This window comes from Tolypothrix sp. VBCCA 56010, assembly GCF_050875635.1.
In the GTDB taxonomy this organism is placed as follows: domain Bacteria; phylum Cyanobacteriota; class Cyanobacteriia; order Cyanobacteriales; family Nostocaceae; genus Hassallia.
Genome location: NZ_JBPAOH010000001.1, coordinates 137208 through 156502, shown reverse-complemented (window position 1 = coordinate 156502; position 19295 = coordinate 137208). Strand labels below are relative to the sequence as shown.

Sequence of the window (19295 nt, the reverse complement as noted above, 5' to 3'; positions counted from 1 at the left end):
ATTGATTACTTCAATCGAACGATGGCTAAACCTTTCAAATGGACTTATAAGGGTAAGGTGCTGGCTATTTAATGGTCGGTCTATTTCCGCCACCCTGTACTAGTTGTCATCCTGTAAAAAATATGTCCTATTTTGACTAAAAGGTGTTGGTATTTTGGCGGACTTATGGTGCGATTTTGGGGTTTTGGCAAAGTTATCTTTCCAAAAGCGAAAATTTCTTGGCGATCGCTTAACGGAAGAATGAGCATTACAGCCCAACGGGTGGCAAGATAATGGTTCCAGTCGCGGCAATATTATCGTCCCACCGACAATTAATTTTGTAGATGGGGTTAGAGTACATTATTGTTCCAATGCTACTCGCACCCCACAATTAACAAACAACAAAAAAATCCCGTCATAGGCGATCGCTATAACGGGAGAATAATAAGAAGATTTTGTATAAACTATCGATAAGCGACTTGTGGTGTCCAAACTTGTGTAACTTGTTCACCATAAGTAGTAGGCAGATCTACCTCAGTTGCGGCGCCAGTTTTACCATCACTAGAAACTGTTACTAAAGGCCAATTTTCATCTCCTAATTCACCAGTACGGAACATAACATTATCAGGTTGATTTTTGCTCCAACCTAACAACACCGAAATTTTATCGTGTTCTTCGTTACCATCGCTAGGGGCAACAGTATTAGTGTTATTCTTTTGTCGATCCCAAATCACCGCGCTATCAGAAGCATCAGATGTATTAAATACGGCTTCAAATCTACGTGCTAAAAAGCGATCGCCTTTTTCAGACCAGCTGACAGGAACTAAAACGCCAATAGTTCCTTCACCGTTAGGATCTGGTGATGATACCTTAACATTCAATAGTGCATCTCTGTTGTAAGAAGTTGAAGACACTACCCGTAAATTCTTGGTTTGCCTATCTTCAATAAACAGAACACTGCTAACCCGGCTATTGTGCATTTGGGACTTTACTTCTAGTTGTACGCGGCTATAAACAGCATACCTACCATCCGGAGAAACTACAGGTCTACTGCGGAAATAGCGCACTCCACCACCCTTGGAACTCATAGCCTCTTGAGTAGACTGTATCCATTCCCAAGGAATAGGATAAGGACTTCCTATCGGATCTGTCTGTGCTGTTTGAGACTCATCAGGCTGGGGATCGACATTTATGTTTGTTGTATTTGGTTGCGATCCTCCTTTTACAGGCGAGATTGTTGCTGCGTCTAATGATTCATCAGCAGGCTTATCTATTGCGATAACAGTATCTTCGCTTGTCAAAGACTTGAGTTTAGCAGCTTTCAATCTTTCCACTAAATTACTTTGACTGCCAGATACACTCGTGGGTGGTGCGAGTTCAACCGCTGCCAAGGGGTCGGGAGTAGATGCCTCTTCCTCGATTAATGGTGCGAGTTCAACCGCTGCCAAACGGTCAACAGTCGGTTCTTGACTTGACAGAGAATTATCTTCTGCTGTCAAAGGCTGCATTTTATCTACTTGTGATAGTTGTGGGTCAACAGCAGCTATTTCCACTGGTTCTGAGTCAGAGTTTCCTGACGCAGGAGTGATTTGAGCTACCTGTGATTGTTTCGCTGAACTAGAGTGACCCGATGCAGCCACTAAAGGTGCGATAAAAAGCACAACGACAACATACTTGGTGAATGGTTTCACGCGGAACCATCCTGACAGCAAAAGGGTTTTAAGCATGTTTTAACTCTCTAGAGGGCGGTTGCTGTGTGAGGAGCACCTGCTGAGACAGTGACGGGGCAAACTACATTATATGTATAACAACAAACTAATTGATTGAACCAGATATTTTATTCAAATTTTGCACAGTTTTACATAAACCACGTAACATGGCCTATACCTTGAAAAAGTACTCAGCTTTTACGAGAAATGCTAGCAGTGTACTGACACAAAGCACAGAGGAACTACTGAGATACAGAAATCCCCCGCTGCTAAAATTCAACTACACCAAAATACAGGTATCCCCAATTGGCTGTTGAACGCATCAATTGTACTTACTACTTTTACTGGCAACCTGCGCTCATACGATGTGTTTGTTTATTGTGGCATTAGTAAAAGCTAACCTATTATAGGCAGCTTATTTTTATTTTGTGCCACACAGCAGACCCCGATAACTGTAAAAGTATGACCATTATCAAAAATTTGGTAAACGCACAACCAATAATACTCTAGAAGTACCACTGGCATCTACCAAAAGACATAAATTGCAATTGCTTTTGCAAGCATTGCAAAAGCAAACTACTACTTAATTGATATTAACTACAACGAAAGCCGAAGTCTTTGGGAACTATTAGGAACGATATTGAGTAGTAAACTCAGAACAAAATGTTCTTAGACATCGCAAGGCAATTAAATTCGCCAAAAGCAGATGCGTTTCATACTGGCTTATCTGCCAGATGATTCATTATAACCCTGGTTAGCGATGCTGTCTTTTACAAGCACCAGATTATTTTACAGCTAAATGAGCAATTTTTTAGTTAGTGTGATTGTAAAAAAGCAAAATTCCCTAATTTATTATGAAAGTCGTATTTTTTGGTACTCCCCAATTTGCTGTACCTACCCTAGAAAAATTGCTGAATCATCCAGAATTTGAAGTTTTGGCAGTAGTTACCCAGCCAGATAAACGTCGGGAACGCGGTAACAAACTTACACCGTCACCGATAAAAACTGTCAGCACTGCTGCTAACCTACCAATATGGCAACCCCAGCGCATAAAAAAAGACACTGAAACCTTAACTCAACTTAAACAATTACAGGCGGATGTGTTTGTCGTGGTTGCCTATGGGCAGATTTTATCTCAAGAAATCTTGGATATGCCCAAATTGGGTTGTATTAATGTACATGGCTCGATTTTGCCGAAATATCGGGGTGCGGCTCCGATTCAGTGGTGTTTGTATAACGGTGAGAAGGAAACCGGGATCGTGACAATGTTAATGGATGCGGGGATGGATACGGGAGCGATGCTACTTAAAGCTACTACACCTATTGGATTATTAGATAATGCTCAAGATTTGGCAATTAGGCTATCTCTAATCGGTGCTGATTTGCTGGTGGAAACGCTATCTCAGCTAGAACAAGAAGAAATTCAACCAATCGCTCAAGACGATTCACAAGCTACTTATGCACCTTTAATTAAAAAACCGGATTATGCGTTGGATTGGTCAAAAAGCGCTTTTGCATTACACAATCAAATTAGAGGCTTTTATCCCAACTGCACCGCCACTTTTCGCAACCAACCGCTAAAAATCACCGCCACCGCTCCGCTTGGTTCTGCTTTTTGGAGTGAGTTACCACCAGAATTACAAGAAATAGAGCATAAACTGCCGGATTTGTCAACAATATCAAGTAATCCAGGAGAAGTGGTAAGCATTGTTAAGGGAGTGGGAGCGATCGCTCAAACCGGCGATGGTTTATTATTGCTACGAGAAGTTCAGCAAGCCGGCAAACGTCCCCAATCAGGATGGGATTTTGTTAATGGTACCCGTTTAGCTGTAGGAGAAGCGTTTGCCGCTGGGAGTTAGGAGTGGGGGAGTGGGGGAGTGGGGAGTGGGGAGTGGGGAGTGGGGAGGAGCGAGTGCGTTGGACGGGTTCCCCGGCAGCCGTGCACCTGGCGTTGGGGAGTGGGGAGTGGGGAGGAGCGAGTGCGTTGGACGGGTTCCCCGGCAGCCGTGCACCTGGCGTTGGGGAGTGGGGAGTGGGGGGACAAGGGGCGACGGGTGTGGGGACAAAGGGGACAAGGGAATTGCTGACTCTTGACTCCTAACCACCAACCACCAACCACCAACCACTAACCACTAACAACTAACAACTAACCACCAACCACTAACCACTAACCACTAACAACTAACCACCAACCACTAACCACTAACCACTAACAACTAACCACTAACTAGCTAACTTTTAACTCTTCATAAAATCGGCAAGAGTCGCAAGGTCCTTCTGGGTTAACTGCACAGCGAATAATTTCTGAATTAGCATTATAGCGGCAGGTGGCATCTCCGACTACCCAACGTCCGTTTACCAAACTTTTCTCTGATGGTCGTTTGGCGGATTGGACGTAAAGAGCTATATTTTGTAAACGGTAACGTCCTGCCTTAAGCTGATATTTGTGGCGACGTTCTAAAACTGCGTAGGTTTTACCTTGCAAATCAAGATAGTTTCCAGGTTGCGGTGTCCAATCAAATTGCACGTTGCCGAGGGATTGGCGCGGATGCGTCAGAATCACCTCGGTTGAAAGAGATGGCTCCATAAGCTTTTGTAATTTGGTTTACATTATTAGGATGGTAACGCACTCTTGTTGCCTAATCTTGCTTAGTTTATGTTAGGGTTAACGATTTGCCGAAAAGTCTAAGTTTCCTAACAATCAGCAATCGAATGAGTACAAATGACTTGAGAAAAGTTACACCGATGCGCTAGTCTTCATAATCGTGACTGCATGTTTTGACACTCCCCGCATCTATTGACACGGGGATTCTTGGCTCTAAGACATAACTTGCTCAAGCAGGTTTTCACCAACTAGAGTAGAGGTTTCATCTCCCCAAGCGGGGAAAAGCATCTAGCGCAAAGGTTCCGGTATGCCCTACCGTACCCAATCCTCGAGATAGTATGTTTCTAGCTGCGTTTTCGTCTCTATCCATTACGCACCCACACCTGCAAACGTGTGTAAAGCGTGGATAGTGTTTTCTTAACAAGTTCACCGCAGCTAGAGCATTCTTGACTTGTATATTGCGGATTGACCGCAACTGTGACTCGTTTAAATACTTTTCCAAAGTACTCAACCCAGACACGGAATTGATACCAAGATGCGTCATTTATTGACTTGGCTAAACAGTGATTTTTCACCCTTACGGGTTCGCCAGTCGCTTCAAGTCGGGGAACCCGCCCAACGCGCTGGCGAACCATGTTTTTAATCCTCAAATTTTCGTAGGCTATCAAGTCGTTAGACTGAACTACGCACCGTGCAAGCTTTACTGCATGGTGCAATACGATTGCCTACTCCGGCTTGAGGTGGCGTAACCCGCAAACCCGTCTAGCCTTGCCTCTATTCTTTGAACCCTTCTGGTTGGATTGACCTTATGGTTAAGCTCAAGATTGGAGACCAGTGTCAGTCTTTGTAGCGGAGTTAATAATTTCACTCCATCTATTCCGGCTGTCTTTTTTCCTTGATTATCCTGAGTTACCCGACGAACTGCAAGACATTTTGCAGACCAGGATTTCATCAACAGACGTTGGAGTCTATGGACTGTCTTGACATCACCACGATTAGAGGCTTGATAAATCCGCCTTTGGAGCTTGAAAATATTCTTCTCTAGCTTTCGCTCTTAGAATATTTTTCCATTCATACATTGGTTGTAACGCCGTGTTCATGACTTTTTTACTCTAATTGGTAGCTTTATCTTCCAAACTGTCGTGTCTCCGTCTGCTTATCTCTTGCATTACCAAGAGCTTTTGCTTCTGAGACAATCCTGTCCTCATAAAGCTTGCGGTTGATACCTTCTCAGAAAATCGACCTTTCCTGAGAGCTATTATAAGGATTATTTCGTTCCTAATAATCATTTGGCGCTGTGTTTAGGGTGGTACTATTCGCCGGGTTTATTGAGGGTGAATGCCAGTCGCGGTTGGAAACGCTGACCCCATATATCCTTTGTCTTTTGACTCCAGCCTATCAGCCTTATTTGACTGGTTAACTTTAACGACGATTCAAGCGTACCTTCACGTTAGTTACCCGTTTACAACCTTGCTTGCAGGGATTCCGCATTAGGCTTGCAGTGACCTGCTTTTAACCCTTGCACTCCAGCATTGATAATCAGTCTCCACTGTAGGGTTATGCTGTCAACTCTTCACCAAGAGTGGTAGGAATTGCACCTACATGATTATTAAGTTGTCAATTCCAGTAGTTTTATAGTCTACTTTTCGGAATTGCCTCTCATCCTTGGACATAATCCATTTCGAGAGAACGAATCGCACCCATCCTGATGTTTTGTACTCGACACGACAATCTTTCTGGAATTAAGGATACCCTTTCTTGCCAGAAACGCTATGAGTGCAGTTATCATAAAATCGACAAATAGAAGACCATGCTCGCTCTGCGCTGGCAAGTCTCGCGCCATTGGGCGTTGCTGAACCAAAATATGAATCAAGCGATCGCCTTAAGCTCAGTGGCGCTACGCACCTTTACTCGCCACTGAGCCATACCTAGTTGTTGTATTACTAAACGAATTGAATGTTTAAGCATTTACTCGGATGCGCGAGTCACAAAAACTTTTACGATGTAGTCGAGCACTCCGGATGTCTTAAACGACTATTCTCTCCAAGGCGTGTCGCCGGACAGAAGCTTCTGTCCGGCGAACCGCCGCCTCCACTCAAGTCAATTATGTTTTACTAACGATGTGATCTTCATTGCTGATAAAACAAGGATAAACAGGATAACCATCGGTGACGTAAAAATAAGACTGCCAACATCTTATTATCAACCACAAATGTTTAAAAGTTTTTGAACTTCTGTCGCCTAAGACCCAAGCTATAATTCCTGGAACGCTGTGATTTACGGCTGTCCACAGCCAAATTTTGTTTTTTTGAGCCAATAAAAGTTTCTAGTTCATCGATTTGTGTTACTTCCGGTATTTCACTTCTATAAGGTGTATCTGGTAAAGTGCTAGCCACTTGCTTCACCCAATTTCTAACAGTAGTATGATGTACTTTTTTAACCACGGAAGGTGGTCGCCGCAGGCACCGCCTTTAAAAGGCGGTGTACCGGCGACTCTTTCTATCGCCCGGAACCCAGAACCATTGACATACATTTCGCTCGCATTCACTTTTAATATCTTCCGTGTATCCTTTCCGATTATAAAATTCGCTCTCACTGACGTTTACAGTTGACACATATGTAGTGAGCGTTTACCACGTTGCCGCCCAATATAAGCGCTCTTTGAGTAGATTCACACCTTGGACATTACAAGCGCGATCGCCCATTATCATATTTCTATTCTGCAACGCCCGCCATTGAATTAAGTTCATTCGCAAAGGGGAAATTAGCCGCAAGTCTCGCATTCACTTTTAATATCTTCCGTGTATCCTTTCCGATTAGAAAATTCGCTCTCACTGACGTTTACAGTTAACACATATGTAGTGAGCGTTTACCACGTTGCCGCCCAATATAAGCGCTCTTTGAGTAGATTCACACCTTGGACATTACAAGCGCGATCGCCCATTATCATATTTCTATTCTGCAACGCCCGCCATTGAATTAAGTTCATTCGCAAAGGGGAAATTAGCCGCAAGTACAGCGCAGAAATGAATGCAAATCATTTTTACCTATGTCTTTGTTGTCCATCCATAGCCGAATACAGCTATTTCTAATGAACTTGGCAGCACGAATTGCATCTTCTACTGCTGTTAATTGAACTGACTTCCCATAAGCTTTAAACTCAAAAACAAGCATTGCTTTACCTCCTGATTTTATACTATTATCTCGAGTATAAGATTAGCTAAAAATATAATAAAAAGCCGTCCTTCAAGGACGGGGCTTTGTACCCAGTTTTTCGGTAACATCAGGCGATGACAAATCAATCTTCCCCAGAAATTCCTCCTTGCACTTGGAACCGTTCCATTGGTAAGGGGTGGGACAAACCTTATACTGTTCGTTATGCCAGTAATATTGATGATGGACCTTGGCATGGAATGCCTTTAGGCGGTTTTGGTGCAGGTTGTATCGGTCGTTCTTCGCGGGGAGATTTCAATCTTTGGCATATTGACGGGGGGGAACATACTTTTCAAACTATCCCCGCTTGTCAATTTAGTGTATTTGAGTCAGATAAAAGTTCTTCTCAAGCATACGCTTTGTGTACGCGATCGCCTGAAGATAATACTTTGGCTGCGTGGAAGTGGTATCCGACTGGGGGTGAGGATGAGGGGGACGCGATAAATCGCGTCACTACGGGAAGTTATCACGCTTTGTATCCGCGCAGCTGGTTTGTGTATGAAAATGTGTTTCAAGCACAGTTAACTTGCGAGCAGTTTTCGCCTGTATGGGCTAATAATTATCAAGAAACTAGCTATCCTGTGGCGATGTTTGTCTGGACTGCTCATAATCCAACTGATGCACCTATTACTCTCAGCATTATGCTCACTTGGCAAAATATGGTGGGGTGGTTTACTAATGCTGTTAAATCTCCTGAAGTGCGGGTACGCGATGATGGCAGTCCGGTTTACGAGTATCAACCGCGTTTGGGCGAAAGTGAAGATAATTATAACACAATAGTTGAAAATAGTCAATATATCGGGTTTGAGTTGGGTAAAGCTTCGATTAATGAACCTGTAAAAGAAGGTGAAGGGCAATGGTGCATTGCTACCGAAAAACATCCCCAAGTTGAGTTATTCTACCATAGCCGCTGGAATCCAGTTGGGAGGGGTGAGGATGTGTGGCAAAGCTTCGCTCTAGATGGTTCTTTGTCAAATTATCGAATTGGAACATCGGCAGTGGCGGGGGAACAAATAGGAGTTGCGCTTGCGGTTCGTTTTACTCTGCAACCTGGAGAAACTCTAGAAATTCCCTTTGTTCTTGCTTGGGATTTTCCGGTGACAGAATTTGCATCCGGAATCAACTATTATCGCAGATATACAGATTTTTTTGGTCGTAGTGGCAAGAATGCTTGGGCGATCGCCTCTGTTGCTCTTCAACAATACCAAAGTTGGCGATCGCAAATTCAAACTTGGCAACAACCAATTCTCGACCGCCAAGATTTGCCCTCTTGGTTCAAAATGGCTTTGTTTAATGAGCTTTACAACCTCACTAGCGGCGGTACTCTCTGGAGTGCAGCGTCAGAACTCGATCCTATCGGTCAATTTGCGGTGTTAGAGTGTTTGGATTACCGCTGGTATGAAAGTCTCGATGTGCGGTTGTATGGTTCCTTTGCTTTGTTGATGCTGTTTCCGGAACTGGAAAAAGCGGTAATTCGTGCTTTTGCGCGGGCTATTCCGAAAAGTGACGAAACGGAACGTATCATTGGCTACTATTTAACTATCAAAGCAGAAAGTCCGATAGCAATCAGGAAAGCGCCAGGGGCAACACCTCACGATTTAGGCGCACCGAATGAACATGTTTGGGAGAAAACAAATTATACCAGCTATCAAGATTGCAATTTGTGGAAGGATTTAGGCTGTGATTTTGTTTTGCAAGTATACCGTGACTTTTTGTTTACAGGTTCTGATGATATAGAATTCTTAGCTGATTGCTGGAATGCAATTGTGCAGACTCTTGATTATGTGAAAGATTTTGATAAAGATGGTGATGGGATTCCAGAAAATTCTGGGGCACCCGACCAAACTTTTGATGATTGGCGCTTGTTAGGTGTAAGTGCTTATTGTGGTGGGTTGTGGTTGGCAGCTTTAGAAGCGGCGATCGCTATTAGTAATATTTTGATTACAAACCGCAGCGGAAAGTCCGAGCGGAGGTTTCCTCCGTTCCCCGAAGGGGTTGCCGCAGGCATCGGAACTTTCCAAGAGAGAGACGCAGAGGACGCAGAGGAGTTAAGAGAGAGAAAATCGACTTATGAGGGTTGGTTGGAAGAATCTCGCTTCATTTATGAGGAAAAACTCTGGAATGGTCAATATTATCGACTTGATAGTGAAAGCGGTTCTGATGTGGTGATGGCGGATCAATTATGCGGTCAATTTTATGCGCGTTTGTTAAGTTTACCTGATATTGTTTCAGGCGATCGCGCTTTTTCTGCCTTACAAACGATTTATAATACTTGCTTTCTCAAATTCCATAATGGCAAGTTTGGTGCTGCTAACGGTCTTCGTCTTGACGGTTCACCAGAAAATCCTCAAGCTACTCATCCTCTAGAAGTTTGGACAGGAATAAATTTTGGACTGGCGGCTTTTCTGGTACAAATGAAAATGAAAAATGAAGCATTTAGCTTGACGCAAGCTGTTGTGCAACAAATTTATGACAATGGTCTGCAATTCCGTACACCAGAAGCAATCACCGCATCTGGTACATTTCGTGCCAGTACTTATCTCCGCGCAATGGCAATTTGGGCTATTTACTTAGTTATTGGTGAATAAGCTGTGATACTTTTAATTTTCTCTTTCTCGGCAGAGAGGGGGAGGGGGGGAGAAAGTTTGAGGCTTTGGTTCCAAATTTTAAGCATTGCAAATTGTAAGCGCAAAAGCTTAAGCTGTTTTTTATCGCGCAATGAAGGGTGGATATTTAAATAATTCTTTATTTTTATTTTCTTTCCCCTCTTTTGGTAATCTAAGATACGAAATGATATTTAGGAAAACTTGCAGATAATTAAATATCTGCGTTTTTTAGTTTAGCTTGCGGTAAGTCTTTCTCAAAAATATTTCTACATCTATGGTTACACTTTCCGGTTATTTAAAGAAGTAACAGAAAAGATGAGTAGTGGTTAAGTTTGAGCGAAGGAAAGACTCAAGATTACTAGTTGAAAAAATGCAAATATTACTAGATTGAGCCAAAACTATAACCAATATCACATTAATTATGTTCACAATGCACAATTTTTTTGAGAAAAAATGCTTTTATCAGGATTTTTTTGTGAAGCCACGATGCGTGAAAACTTTATCTGTAAAAATGAATGCAACACAAATGAATTTCCTTTCAATTACATTTATCTGCAATCTATGTTTAAATTAAAAGAGGACTTATAGCAGTTATTTGCTTGATGGTTATTTTTTTAAATTCCGGTTAAAGGATAAGTAAAATTTTGATAAAGTATGGAAGGGCTATTAACGGGAATAGGCGAAATTTGATCGATTGGGCACTCTTTGGGCAATTAATACACTGGTGATACAAGTAATTGGTTTTTCCAAAAAAATGTTTGATTTGATACAGTTATTTAACGAAAAGCTGCTGAAAAATGATAGTAAAGCAATTAGTAATTAAAAACACAATGAATTGCGTTTTTCAGAGGCTGTTGGAATAAAGCTTAATCCAATCGCTTAAGTAATTGTCATTTTTTTTGGTGCTATAATAGCACGCTTTGCCTCAGTTAAAAAGTTTACTAAAACATTTAAGATTAAGTCATGAACTCCTTTTCGTCGTTAAGAGTTCAGGGAGAGCTGAAATATACAAGCAATCAGCATCCCACTCGCAATGCGGCTATCCTCGGATTGTTGAGGTTAGTTGCGGGTAATACAAATTTAGCATTGGACTTTAGCTCTTTTTGGAAAATTCTGGAGTTTCAACTAGGTGACGATTTGACTAGATACGGTATCTTTGGAGATGAAGACAGCCGTCATGTTGTTTACTTAGTTTGCAGTGGAAAAGTGCGATTGCTAGGCTTTGATGCAACTCAAAGACGAGAAGTGTCAACTCAGTTGCTTGCATCAGAGCAAATTTTTGGCGCGGACGATTTCTTTATTCATCAATCTTTACAATATCGAGCGATCGCCTCAACTGGGGGTTTGATTGCTTGCATTACCCTAAATGACTTAAAACCGTGGTTCAGTAAAATACCCAATCTTAAAGATTATTTACAACAAACAACTTATGAGCGACAAAAGCTGATTTTCTTAAAAACCCATACAGAATTTCGCTCGCAAACAAGCCTTAAACTAGAAAAACTTTTACCCAACTTCAGACAAATCAAGATAAATGCTGGCTCATCTTTGCTAGATGCCATTCCACATGACCAAGGTCGCTTTTGGCTGAAGAGTGGAAAAATTCGCACTTTATCAGACACTCAACCACCAACTGTGGGAGAAAGCTGGGGATATCCGATGACGCTACCAACTTGGATTGCCGAAAGTGATTTACTATTATATCACCTGCCGCGAGAAAATTGGGAATTGGCTTCTTCGGCTCCTCAATTAGTCAACCAGCAGCCAGTTGTTCAAACTGGCACAGCAAATCACCAGGAAATCGAAGAACGCAGAGCTTTTAAATATGGGGTTCGCTCAAGAAGCAGCTCCTCTCCCCCATCTCCCCCATCTCCCCCATCTCCCCCATCTCCCCCAGCTCTGTTTTCTGACTTTCCCCAAGTAAAGCCACCTTGGTCAATCGCTTCCTTATGGTATCGCTATCCTTTTATTCAACAGCACAGTTCTTCAGATTGTGGTGCTGCATGTTTGGCGATGGTTAGCCAATACTGGGGTAAACGCTTGAGTTTGAACACTTTGCGTGACTTAGCACAAATAGACAAAACCGGTGCGTCTTTTTCAGCTTTAGCGGCAGCAGCAGAAACGTTAGGATATGATACGCTAACCGTGCGGGCTTCTTTGAGTAAGTTGGAATGGCAAATCAACCCTTGGATCGCCCACTGGCAAAAAATTCACTACGTAGTTGTTTGGCGAGTTAAAGGCGATCGCGTCATCATTTCCGATCCGGCGATCGGCAAGCGATCGCTTTCGCGCCAAGAATTTACCGCTGGCTGGACAGAATATGCTGTGCTTTTACATCCCACACAACGCTTCCAAGCGATTGAAAGCGAAAAAATTTCCGCTACGCGCTATTTGCAGTTATTTCGCGATTACCGCCACCTTTTATCAAAAATTATTCTTACTTCATTGTTGCTAGCGATTTTTGGGCTGGTAACTCCTTTATTTGCTCAGTTGTTTCTCGACATGAAACAAGTGAAAAGCAGCATCACATTAAATGTGCTTGTTGGCAGCTTTCTTTTTTTTGGCATCTGGCGTGTGGCGTTTTCCGCATTCCGCCAACACCTTCTAGACTATTTTGCTAACCAAATCGACTTAACATTAATTGGCAATTTTATTCGCCACGCGCTAAAGTTGCCATTAGAATTTTTCGCTTCTCGCCAAGTCGAAGACATAATCAGCCGTGTTCAGGAAAACCGTAAAATCCAACAGTTTCTCACCCGTCATGCTGTGAGTGCAATTATAAATGCACTTTTTGCTTTTGTCTATATCGGATTGATGGCTTTTTACAACTTGCCGCTGACGTTGCTGGTAGTGCTGTTTGTTTTAGCGATCGCAATTTTGAATTTGGCGGCAAATCCGTTGCTCAATCGAGTGTCGCGAGAAATCGCCAACTCAGCGGCAGCGCAAAATTCATCTTTAGTTGAGGCGATCGCAGGTATTACCACCGTCAAAAGCGCAGCAGTTGAAAGCGTAATCAGTTCGCGTTGGCAAGAACGCTTTATGGATATGTTGAAAGTGCGGTTTCAGGGGCAGAAACTAGCTAACAACTTGCAACTAATTAGCAATTTGCTTAATCACCTCGGTACTACAGCGGTGTTGTGGTGTGGAGCGACTTCGGTAATGAGCGAGCAAATGACGATTGGTCAGTTTGTCGCTTTTAACATGCTTGCCAGTAATGTCCTCAACTTAGTTTTGGCAGGAGTGAAAGTGTGGGATGAGTTCCAAGAGGTGCTAATTTCCATAGAAAAGCTGAATGATGTCTTTGCTTGTGTGGCTGAAGAAAATCTTCAAAAACCGCTATCGGTGCTGCCACCGATTCAGGGTGAGGTAATTTTTGAGAATGTGTCTTTTAGTTACAACCAAGGTGAACGGCACATTTTGCAAAATATTTCCTTTAAGGTGAAACCCGGACAGACGATTGGGATTGTTGGTGCTAGCGGTGCGGGTAAAAGCACTTTAGTAAATTTGCTGGCTGGTTTATATCCTGCAAGCGCGGGACGGATTTGGATTGATGGACATGATATTGCTGATGTTTCTCTGCAATCGTTGCGAAGTCAGTTAGGTGTGGTGTCGCAAGAGTGTTTTCTGTTTTCGGGGACGATTTGGGAAAACATTACTTTGTTTGACTCGCAGTTGACTGTCGAGAGTGCGATCGCTGCTGCCAAGTTAGCCGAAGCACACACCTTTATCGAAGCGCTGCACGACGGTTACAACACTCAAGTGGGACAAGGTTTGATGTTGTGTGATGAACAGAAGAAAAAAATAGCGATCGCTCGCGCACTTGTCAGGAACCCTCAAATCTTGATTTTAGATGAAGTCACAAGTTCTCTAGATGCATCACAACGTCGGTTTCAACAAAATTTAGCCCGGTTGAATCGTACCACTTTCGCGATCGCCCATCATCTTGGTGTCGTTCGCAATGCTGACTGCATACTTGTCTTAGACCGAGGTATCCTTGTTGAGCAGGGCACTCATCAAGAACTAATGGCAATTCACGGTATTTATTACAACTTATATCAACAGCAATTATATCTGTAATATCACTGGTATCACTTATTTTCATCTTAATCTCAAAACATTTGTGTTGAGAATAATTTAGTTAAATTCACTACTGAATTTTATATAACTTACTAAATAACGTAACGATTTACTCGCTTAAATTGCTGCGTCTTTTTTTTGCCAAAAATTTCCTTATGGGTATTTTATCTTATTTATAAAAAATCTTTTACAGGTGAGGACATTATATCATAGTTTTTCACATTTAACAACTTGTTATCTATATTTAGTTGCTGACTTTTATGCAAAACTTACAAGCTATTTATGCGGATTTTGCAATCATGTCATAACCGCCAAAGTCTTTGCTATCAATGAGTTAAGACAAAACTTGCTGCAAGAATAATATTAAATTTTCTCAAATTAATTATTTATAAGAATCAATAATATTGGTTTGACAAATGTCATAAATACAGTTTTATTTCCATCTTATTAAAAATTTTATTTAATAGCATTGACAAGAAAGGCAACCAAGAAAAAGTCTCAATTAAGTATTTGATGAGGGGTGTAACCCCCTATTCAATAATTAATAAAGGACAAAATAGAAAGTTGCACAACACTTAAGTAAATCTCACAAGATGAACTGTAAATTTGACTTATAAAAATGCCAAAATGGCAGATGACATTAACAGCAAAAAATAGTATAAATACAAATGTCACTCTTAACGATTGAAGATAAAGATTTTATCTTCGCCAGTCTAAGAACCATCGGTTTTTTCTTAAGCCCTCCTAATGAAATTGTAAATTTAAATACATACAATTATCAGGGAAAAGTAATTAAATTAGGAGTTGGCACAATTTCCATTTTTGACAAAGCTGTATCTACCAAAAGCCACACGCAGACTTTTCTGTGCCAGTCATCTGTCATGACGAAAGGTAAAAATTTACCCAAGACTTACAGCCAAGCAACAGCTGTCTTGGAAAGTTTTGATCGGAGGTTTCCTCCGCTCAACGCCAGTTCGCCCAAGTCAACGAGTTCCACCTCTTAAGCCTTGCGTCGATGGAAATCTCGTTGACCCCTTTGGGGTCGGGAAACCCGCCCAAGCGACTGGCTCGACTTTCCGCTTTCAAACTGTAAGTCTGACTCTTGGGCTGAGTTCTTTGCCTTTAGACCAAACAAAATCAGACAGCATTGACAGCAGGAGTAGTAAACAAACTTGATTGCAAACAGTCAAGTTTCCCATCAATGGTCAGCTTATGGAAAAAATGATTTTAGTAAATGCAGTCGAAACCTCAAGTCAACCAAGCACAACAGATGGTCAGCAAGTGCTTTCCCAGCAGGTGGTATTAGCAAAAGATAAAACAAGCGCAATTACCACTAGCCATTTGCAAAACACTATAAAAGCTCTTGAGCGTTTGTTAAAAGACCAAAAAACTGTAAAATGGCGCATCTGTGAGAGGTCATGGCAAGTGGTACAAACATTTGTGCGATCGCTCTTAATAATGCTCGACGATGATTGCTTAGGAATGCTTTAGCAATCAGCAGATTTTGTCAACAAAAAAATTAAGGTGCAAATCAAACTTGATGTTGAGGGTAAGAGTTAGAGCGATCGTTTTATAACAAAAAAGACCACTGCACGCAATCATCTACCAATTTATCCCCTCAGGAGCTAATCTTTGTAGCTGCACGCAAAGCACAGTTGATAAAAGCGCTCTTTTCATTTTGCCACCAAAAATCAAAGCCAAAGTTAAGCTGATTTACTTCATCCAAGACACCTAAAACCATGAATCAAGACATTACTAACATTAGTCACAAATTAAATAAGGCAATTAATCCCGAGCAATTAGACCAGGTAGTTGAAGCCATTCTTGCCGGAAAGTATTCCTGGGCTTGTGTTTTGATGCTACGTTTCGCCGGGTACAATCCTTTACATTACATTCCTTACCGCACTTATAATCGATTGCTCAAAGAAAACATGCAGCAGATAAGGTCAAATCAACAGCACAACGAAAATTTACAAATCGTCAAATCATCTTCCGAAAAAAGGTCTGAAGGTAATCTTTCACCCAGTTGCTTAAGCAAAATTAAAGACCTAGCTTATTTAGAAGTGGTTGGCAAACATAAAACAGAAATTCGTGGTCGCGGTCTAGATCAACAGTTGGGAACACAGATTGATGAGCATCAATCCATTAAATCTGAATTAAGACCAGAAATAGCTCCAGAATTTTCCGAAAAATTCTGTAATCTCAATTAACAGTGTGTCATCAACTTATAGCTTTGGTCATTAAGAATAGGGCATGGTTAATAACTTCTATGCTCTATTACCTTTCGCCAAAGCTATGATATTTATTAAAAACTCATGAATGACCTTTCAAAAAGAGTTATTAAAGCCGCAGTTCGTAGTAGTTCGTAGGGTGTGTTACGCCGTAGGCTAACGCACCCTACATTTAAATTTATTAACATAGCTTGAAATAATAGCGCCGACTTAGTTAGTTGTTAAAAAATCATGAATGACCTTTCAAAATTAGTTATTGAACCAAAGGAGATTGTCAACTTCCTCAAAAGCGAAATTAGTTTCAAAGAAGTCTGTCAAAAGATTTTATTTCAAAAGGTGATATGTCAGGCTGCACAAGAAAGAGGGATTATTGTCACGACACAGGAAATTGAGGCAGAAGCGAATCGTCAACGTCGTGAAAAGCATTTGGAGAAAGCTACAGATACTTTGTCATGGTTAACAGGTGAATTGATTAGTTTGGATGATTGGGAAGTCGGAATCCGCAATCATCTACTGTCACAAAAATTGGCTCAGACGCTGTTTGCTAAAGAAGTAGAAAGTTTTTTTCTCCAAAATAGCCTTAGTTTTGAGCAAGTTATCTTTTATCAAATCATTGTTGATGATGAAAAACTGGCTCAAGAACTTTACTATCAAATTGAAGAAGGTGAAATCAGTTTTTATGATGCGGCTCACCTTTATGATATTGATGATAAGCGCCGACAACAGTGCGGTTACGAAGGAAAAGTCTACCGTTGTTCCATAGAGGCAGATATAGCTGCTATTATATTTACAACAATACCTCAGCAGTTGATTGGACCGCTGAAAACCGACCGAGGTTATCATCTTTTAATGGTTGAAGAGTTGATTCCTGCGGAATTATCACCTGAAAGATATCAAGAAATTCTGAATAATATGTTTCAGCAGTGGCTAACTGCGGAGTTAGACTATATGCTTAATTTATCACAATTACAAATAAGATAAGCTCCAGTCCACCTACGTGGAGAAAAGCCGACGCTCCTTGGCTTTTGGCGTTCAGAATTTCGTTTGTTCGTTTGTTTAGCCGATAGCGTAGCTAATCCTGGTTCCCCGGCGTCGGCGAGGTATTTAAAATCTGATGAATAGACTATAATATTTTCTTACTTATGATAGATACTTAAATTGTATACATGTGCTTTAAAATGACTTGATATTTTTCCTACTTTAGATAGATGCACAAATATTAATTAAAATATATGCGTTTGGACAAGATTGGCTGTAAGAAATAAAGTTTGACTTTAACAGATTTTGAGTTCTACTAATCCACCTAGAAAATGCTGAGAAACCAAATAGTTAATAAAATTTAAATAAACTTTAATTTTAGTGTCAGAGAAAATACAATTTTAAATTTCGGTGAAAAAATTATAAAATTGTGATAAAGATTTGGGTTTTTTGTCAGAATAGCTTGACTAAATATACCTAAATCTATTAAGAAGAAGATGTGTGTGAGTGCAGAGTATAAAAATCTCTCGCTTTCTAGCTGAAATTGACTTTTAAATTATTTCAGATTTATAAGAATCTGCTGATTACTAAGAGAGGTCATGGTAGGCTAACAAAAAGTGACTGTTGTACTAATACTTAGTCTAAGTCGCTTTTATCTTCAATGGCTAGAGCAGCTTAAAACGTATGATTGTTAATCATCCTTAACAACATCAAATATTTGGAGGAGTAGGTACGCACTTATTGTTGTGCAGAGTTCAAGAAGATAATTAAAATAAAAGAAAACCCTTTAGCAGACTCCAATAAGCTTTTTTCTAATTATTTGCTGAGGAGTAATGTTAAAAATGTAACAAATGTATATACCATCATATTTTCGCTTTCGCGTGGAATTGATGGCTTTGATAAAGAATTGTGTGAATCTACGCCATCATACTTACACGATTATTGTGTTTTCTGAATATTAAGTTAATGTTGTAAACAATTACTGAGCTTTTTTATCATTTTTATCGCAAAAGTGCATAATTTTATTTTGATACACCCATTACGATACAAAAAGAGAACAAAAGCTCTTGAGACTTAACTGACCTTCAAAAAATGAGGTGTGGCTGAATGAACACAATTCCCACTGATGTCAATGCGTAAGTTATCAAAGCTTGAGAAATTTTAGGTTCCACTAGTGACTAATTCACCGTTTGAGGTGCGTTTGTCATTTACTGTTGTTTATTAGGGGCTCGCCAACTATGGATTATGTATCTTTTTTTACTCTTTGCTTACTACTGCTGGCTAACAATTCGCTTTGCAGTTTTACTTCACCAAACTTTCATCGGCTGGATTGAGGAAAAAATTCGACAACAGGATAGAGTAGAGTTGCGACTCATGCCTATGTATGCATTTATAGTGATTTGGCATCGGCAAAAAGTCATTTAAATTCCTCACCTGATGTAGCAAAGTTTTCAGCTATGGTTTGGCTTAAGGAACTTTATCAAAACACAACATCATGTGACTACAAGTCTTTGATGTCGGTATATCTCCAGAGAAACTAATTAAAGACAGGAGATTGACGCATTAAATGATACAAACCGGTAATAACCCCCCTAGACTCGCAAAGCACAGGGGGGAAACCCGGTGTTAGTTGCACATCACTTAACGACTTAATTGTCGTTTTAGGACTAATTAATGCAAGCAGCTGTAGAACTTTAGCTTGCCGGCTTAGAAAAACAGCTGCTGCGGACGAACTTGCCCACAAAGTACAGTTGATGACAACTGGATAAAATTATGTCACAACATTTCTTTAAAGACAAGGCTGTTGAGAGATACGACTTGCAAAAAAGCAAGTTGTTAAAGCTTTTTGGATGTCAAGCTCAGATAAAGAATTTCGGCGCGAATTTGCAGCGAGAAT

The 19295-nt window shown here is 40.8% G+C and carries 11 protein-coding genes and 4 pseudogenes; 9 read left to right on the top strand and 6 right to left on the bottom strand.

Features of this window, described 5'->3' with window-relative positions; translation table 11 throughout:
* Positions 1-443: 443 nt before the first annotated feature.
* On the bottom strand, positions 444-1706 hold the full coding sequence (locus AABK37_RS00685) for a hypothetical protein (RefSeq protein ID WP_432549689.1): 1263 nt from the start codon (positions 1704-1706) through the stop codon (positions 444-446).
* An 836-nt stretch (positions 1707-2542) separates the two neighbouring features.
* On the opposite strand from AABK37_RS00685, the gene fmt reads away from it, so the two are divergent.
* Positions 2543-3547: a methionyl-tRNA formyltransferase gene (gene fmt, locus AABK37_RS00680; protein ID WP_432549688.1), complete on the top strand. Its 1005-nt coding sequence runs from the start codon at positions 2543-2545 to the stop codon at positions 3545-3547.
* A 2-nt stretch (positions 3548-3549) separates the two neighbouring features.
* Entirely contained in the window at positions 3550-3789 is a 240-nt protein-coding gene (locus AABK37_RS00675) for a hypothetical protein (protein WP_432549687.1), read from the top strand.
* 126 nt (positions 3790-3915) lie between these two features.
* On the opposite strand, the gene AABK37_RS00670 is transcribed toward AABK37_RS00675, so the two are convergent.
* The 5 genes and pseudogenes from AABK37_RS00670 to AABK37_RS00650 all read right to left on the bottom strand — a co-directional run.
* Positions 3916-4275 carry a DUF6464 family protein gene (locus AABK37_RS00670; RefSeq protein ID WP_432549686.1) on the bottom strand — a complete coding sequence of 120 codons (360 nt, stop codon included), beginning with the start codon at positions 4273-4275 and terminating at the stop codon, positions 3916-3918.
* Positions 4276-4506: 231 nt separating this feature from the next.
* A pseudogene (locus tag AABK37_RS00665) lies at positions 4507-5084 on the bottom strand (RNA-guided endonuclease InsQ/TnpB family protein); the annotation flags it as partial.
* A 41-nt stretch (positions 5085-5125) separates the two neighbouring features.
* Positions 5126-5329 (bottom strand): annotated as a pseudogene (locus AABK37_RS00660) (reverse transcriptase N-terminal domain-containing protein); the annotation flags it as partial.
* A gap of 833 nt (positions 5330-6162) precedes the next feature.
* A pseudogene (locus AABK37_RS00655) lies at positions 6163-6964 on the bottom strand (IS1 family transposase).
* 298 nt (positions 6965-7262) lie between these two features.
* Positions 7263-7467, bottom strand: a pseudogene (locus tag AABK37_RS00650) (RNA-guided endonuclease TnpB family protein); the annotation flags it as partial.
* Positions 7468-7583: 116 nt separating this feature from the next.
* Here AABK37_RS00650 and AABK37_RS00645 point away from each other — a divergent pair.
* The 7 genes from AABK37_RS00645 to AABK37_RS00615 all read left to right on the top strand — a co-directional run bounded on the left by AABK37_RS00645 (position 7584) and on the right by AABK37_RS00615 (position 18823).
* On the top strand, positions 7584-10094 hold the full coding sequence (locus tag AABK37_RS00645; protein WP_432549685.1) for a GH116 family glycosyl hydrolase: 2511 nt from the start codon (positions 7584-7586) through the stop codon (positions 10092-10094).
* Between the two features lie 981 nt (positions 10095-11075).
* Positions 11076-14189 carry a cysteine peptidase family C39 domain-containing protein gene (locus AABK37_RS00640; protein WP_432549684.1) on the top strand — a complete coding sequence of 1038 codons (3114 nt, stop codon included), beginning with the start codon at positions 11076-11078 and terminating at the stop codon, positions 14187-14189.
* A gap of 668 nt (positions 14190-14857) precedes the next feature.
* Complete coding sequence (locus AABK37_RS00635) at positions 14858-15193, top strand: hypothetical protein (RefSeq protein WP_432549683.1); 336 nt, start codon at positions 14858-14860, stop codon at positions 15191-15193.
* Positions 15194-15410: 217 nt separating this feature from the next.
* Positions 15411-15680, top strand: coding sequence for a hypothetical protein (locus AABK37_RS00630; RefSeq protein WP_432549682.1), 270 nt, complete (start codon positions 15411-15413; stop codon positions 15678-15680).
* A gap of 248 nt (positions 15681-15928) precedes the next feature.
* Complete coding sequence (locus AABK37_RS00625; protein ID WP_432549681.1) at positions 15929-16399, top strand: HetP family heterocyst commitment protein; 471 nt, start codon at positions 15929-15931, stop codon at positions 16397-16399.
* Positions 16400-16651: 252 nt separating this feature from the next.
* Positions 16652-17401: a peptidylprolyl isomerase gene (locus AABK37_RS00620; RefSeq protein WP_432549680.1), complete on the top strand. Its 750-nt coding sequence runs from the start codon at positions 16652-16654 to the stop codon at positions 17399-17401.
* Between the two features lie 1242 nt (positions 17402-18643).
* Entirely contained in the window at positions 18644-18823 is a 180-nt protein-coding gene (locus AABK37_RS00615; protein WP_432549679.1) for a hypothetical protein, read from the top strand.
* The last annotated feature ends 472 nt before the right edge of the window (positions 18824-19295 follow it).

What these genes read in the sequence shown, in the direction of transcription:
- AABK37_RS00685 (WP_432549689.1), bottom strand. Translation starts at nt 1,706, where the DNA reads ATGCTTAAAACCCTTTTGCTGTCAGGATGGTTCCGCGTGAAACCATTC.
- AABK37_RS00670 (WP_432549686.1), bottom strand. Translation starts at nt 4,275, where the DNA reads ATGGAGCCATCTCTTTCAACCGAGGTGATTCTGACGCATCCGCGCCAA.
- AABK37_RS00640 (WP_432549684.1), top strand. Translation starts at nt 11,076, where the DNA reads ATGAACTCCTTTTCGTCGTTAAGAGTTCAGGGAGAGCTGAAATATACA.
- AABK37_RS00630 (WP_432549682.1), top strand. Translation starts at nt 15,411, where the DNA reads ATGATTTTAGTAAATGCAGTCGAAACCTCAAGTCAACCAAGCACAACA.
- AABK37_RS00635 (WP_432549683.1), top strand. Translation starts at nt 14,858, where the DNA reads ATGTCACTCTTAACGATTGAAGATAAAGATTTTATCTTCGCCAGTCTA.
- AABK37_RS00620 (WP_432549680.1), top strand. Translation starts at nt 16,652, where the DNA reads ATGAATGACCTTTCAAAATTAGTTATTGAACCAAAGGAGATTGTCAAC.
- AABK37_RS00615 (WP_432549679.1), top strand. Translation starts at nt 18,644, where the DNA reads ATGTATCTTTTTTTACTCTTTGCTTACTACTGCTGGCTAACAATTCGC.
- AABK37_RS00645 (WP_432549685.1), top strand. Translation starts at nt 7,584, where the DNA reads ATGACAAATCAATCTTCCCCAGAAATTCCTCCTTGCACTTGGAACCGT.
- fmt (WP_432549688.1), top strand. Translation starts at nt 2,543, where the DNA reads ATGAAAGTCGTATTTTTTGGTACTCCCCAATTTGCTGTACCTACCCTA.
- AABK37_RS00625 (WP_432549681.1), top strand. Translation starts at nt 15,929, where the DNA reads ATGAATCAAGACATTACTAACATTAGTCACAAATTAAATAAGGCAATT.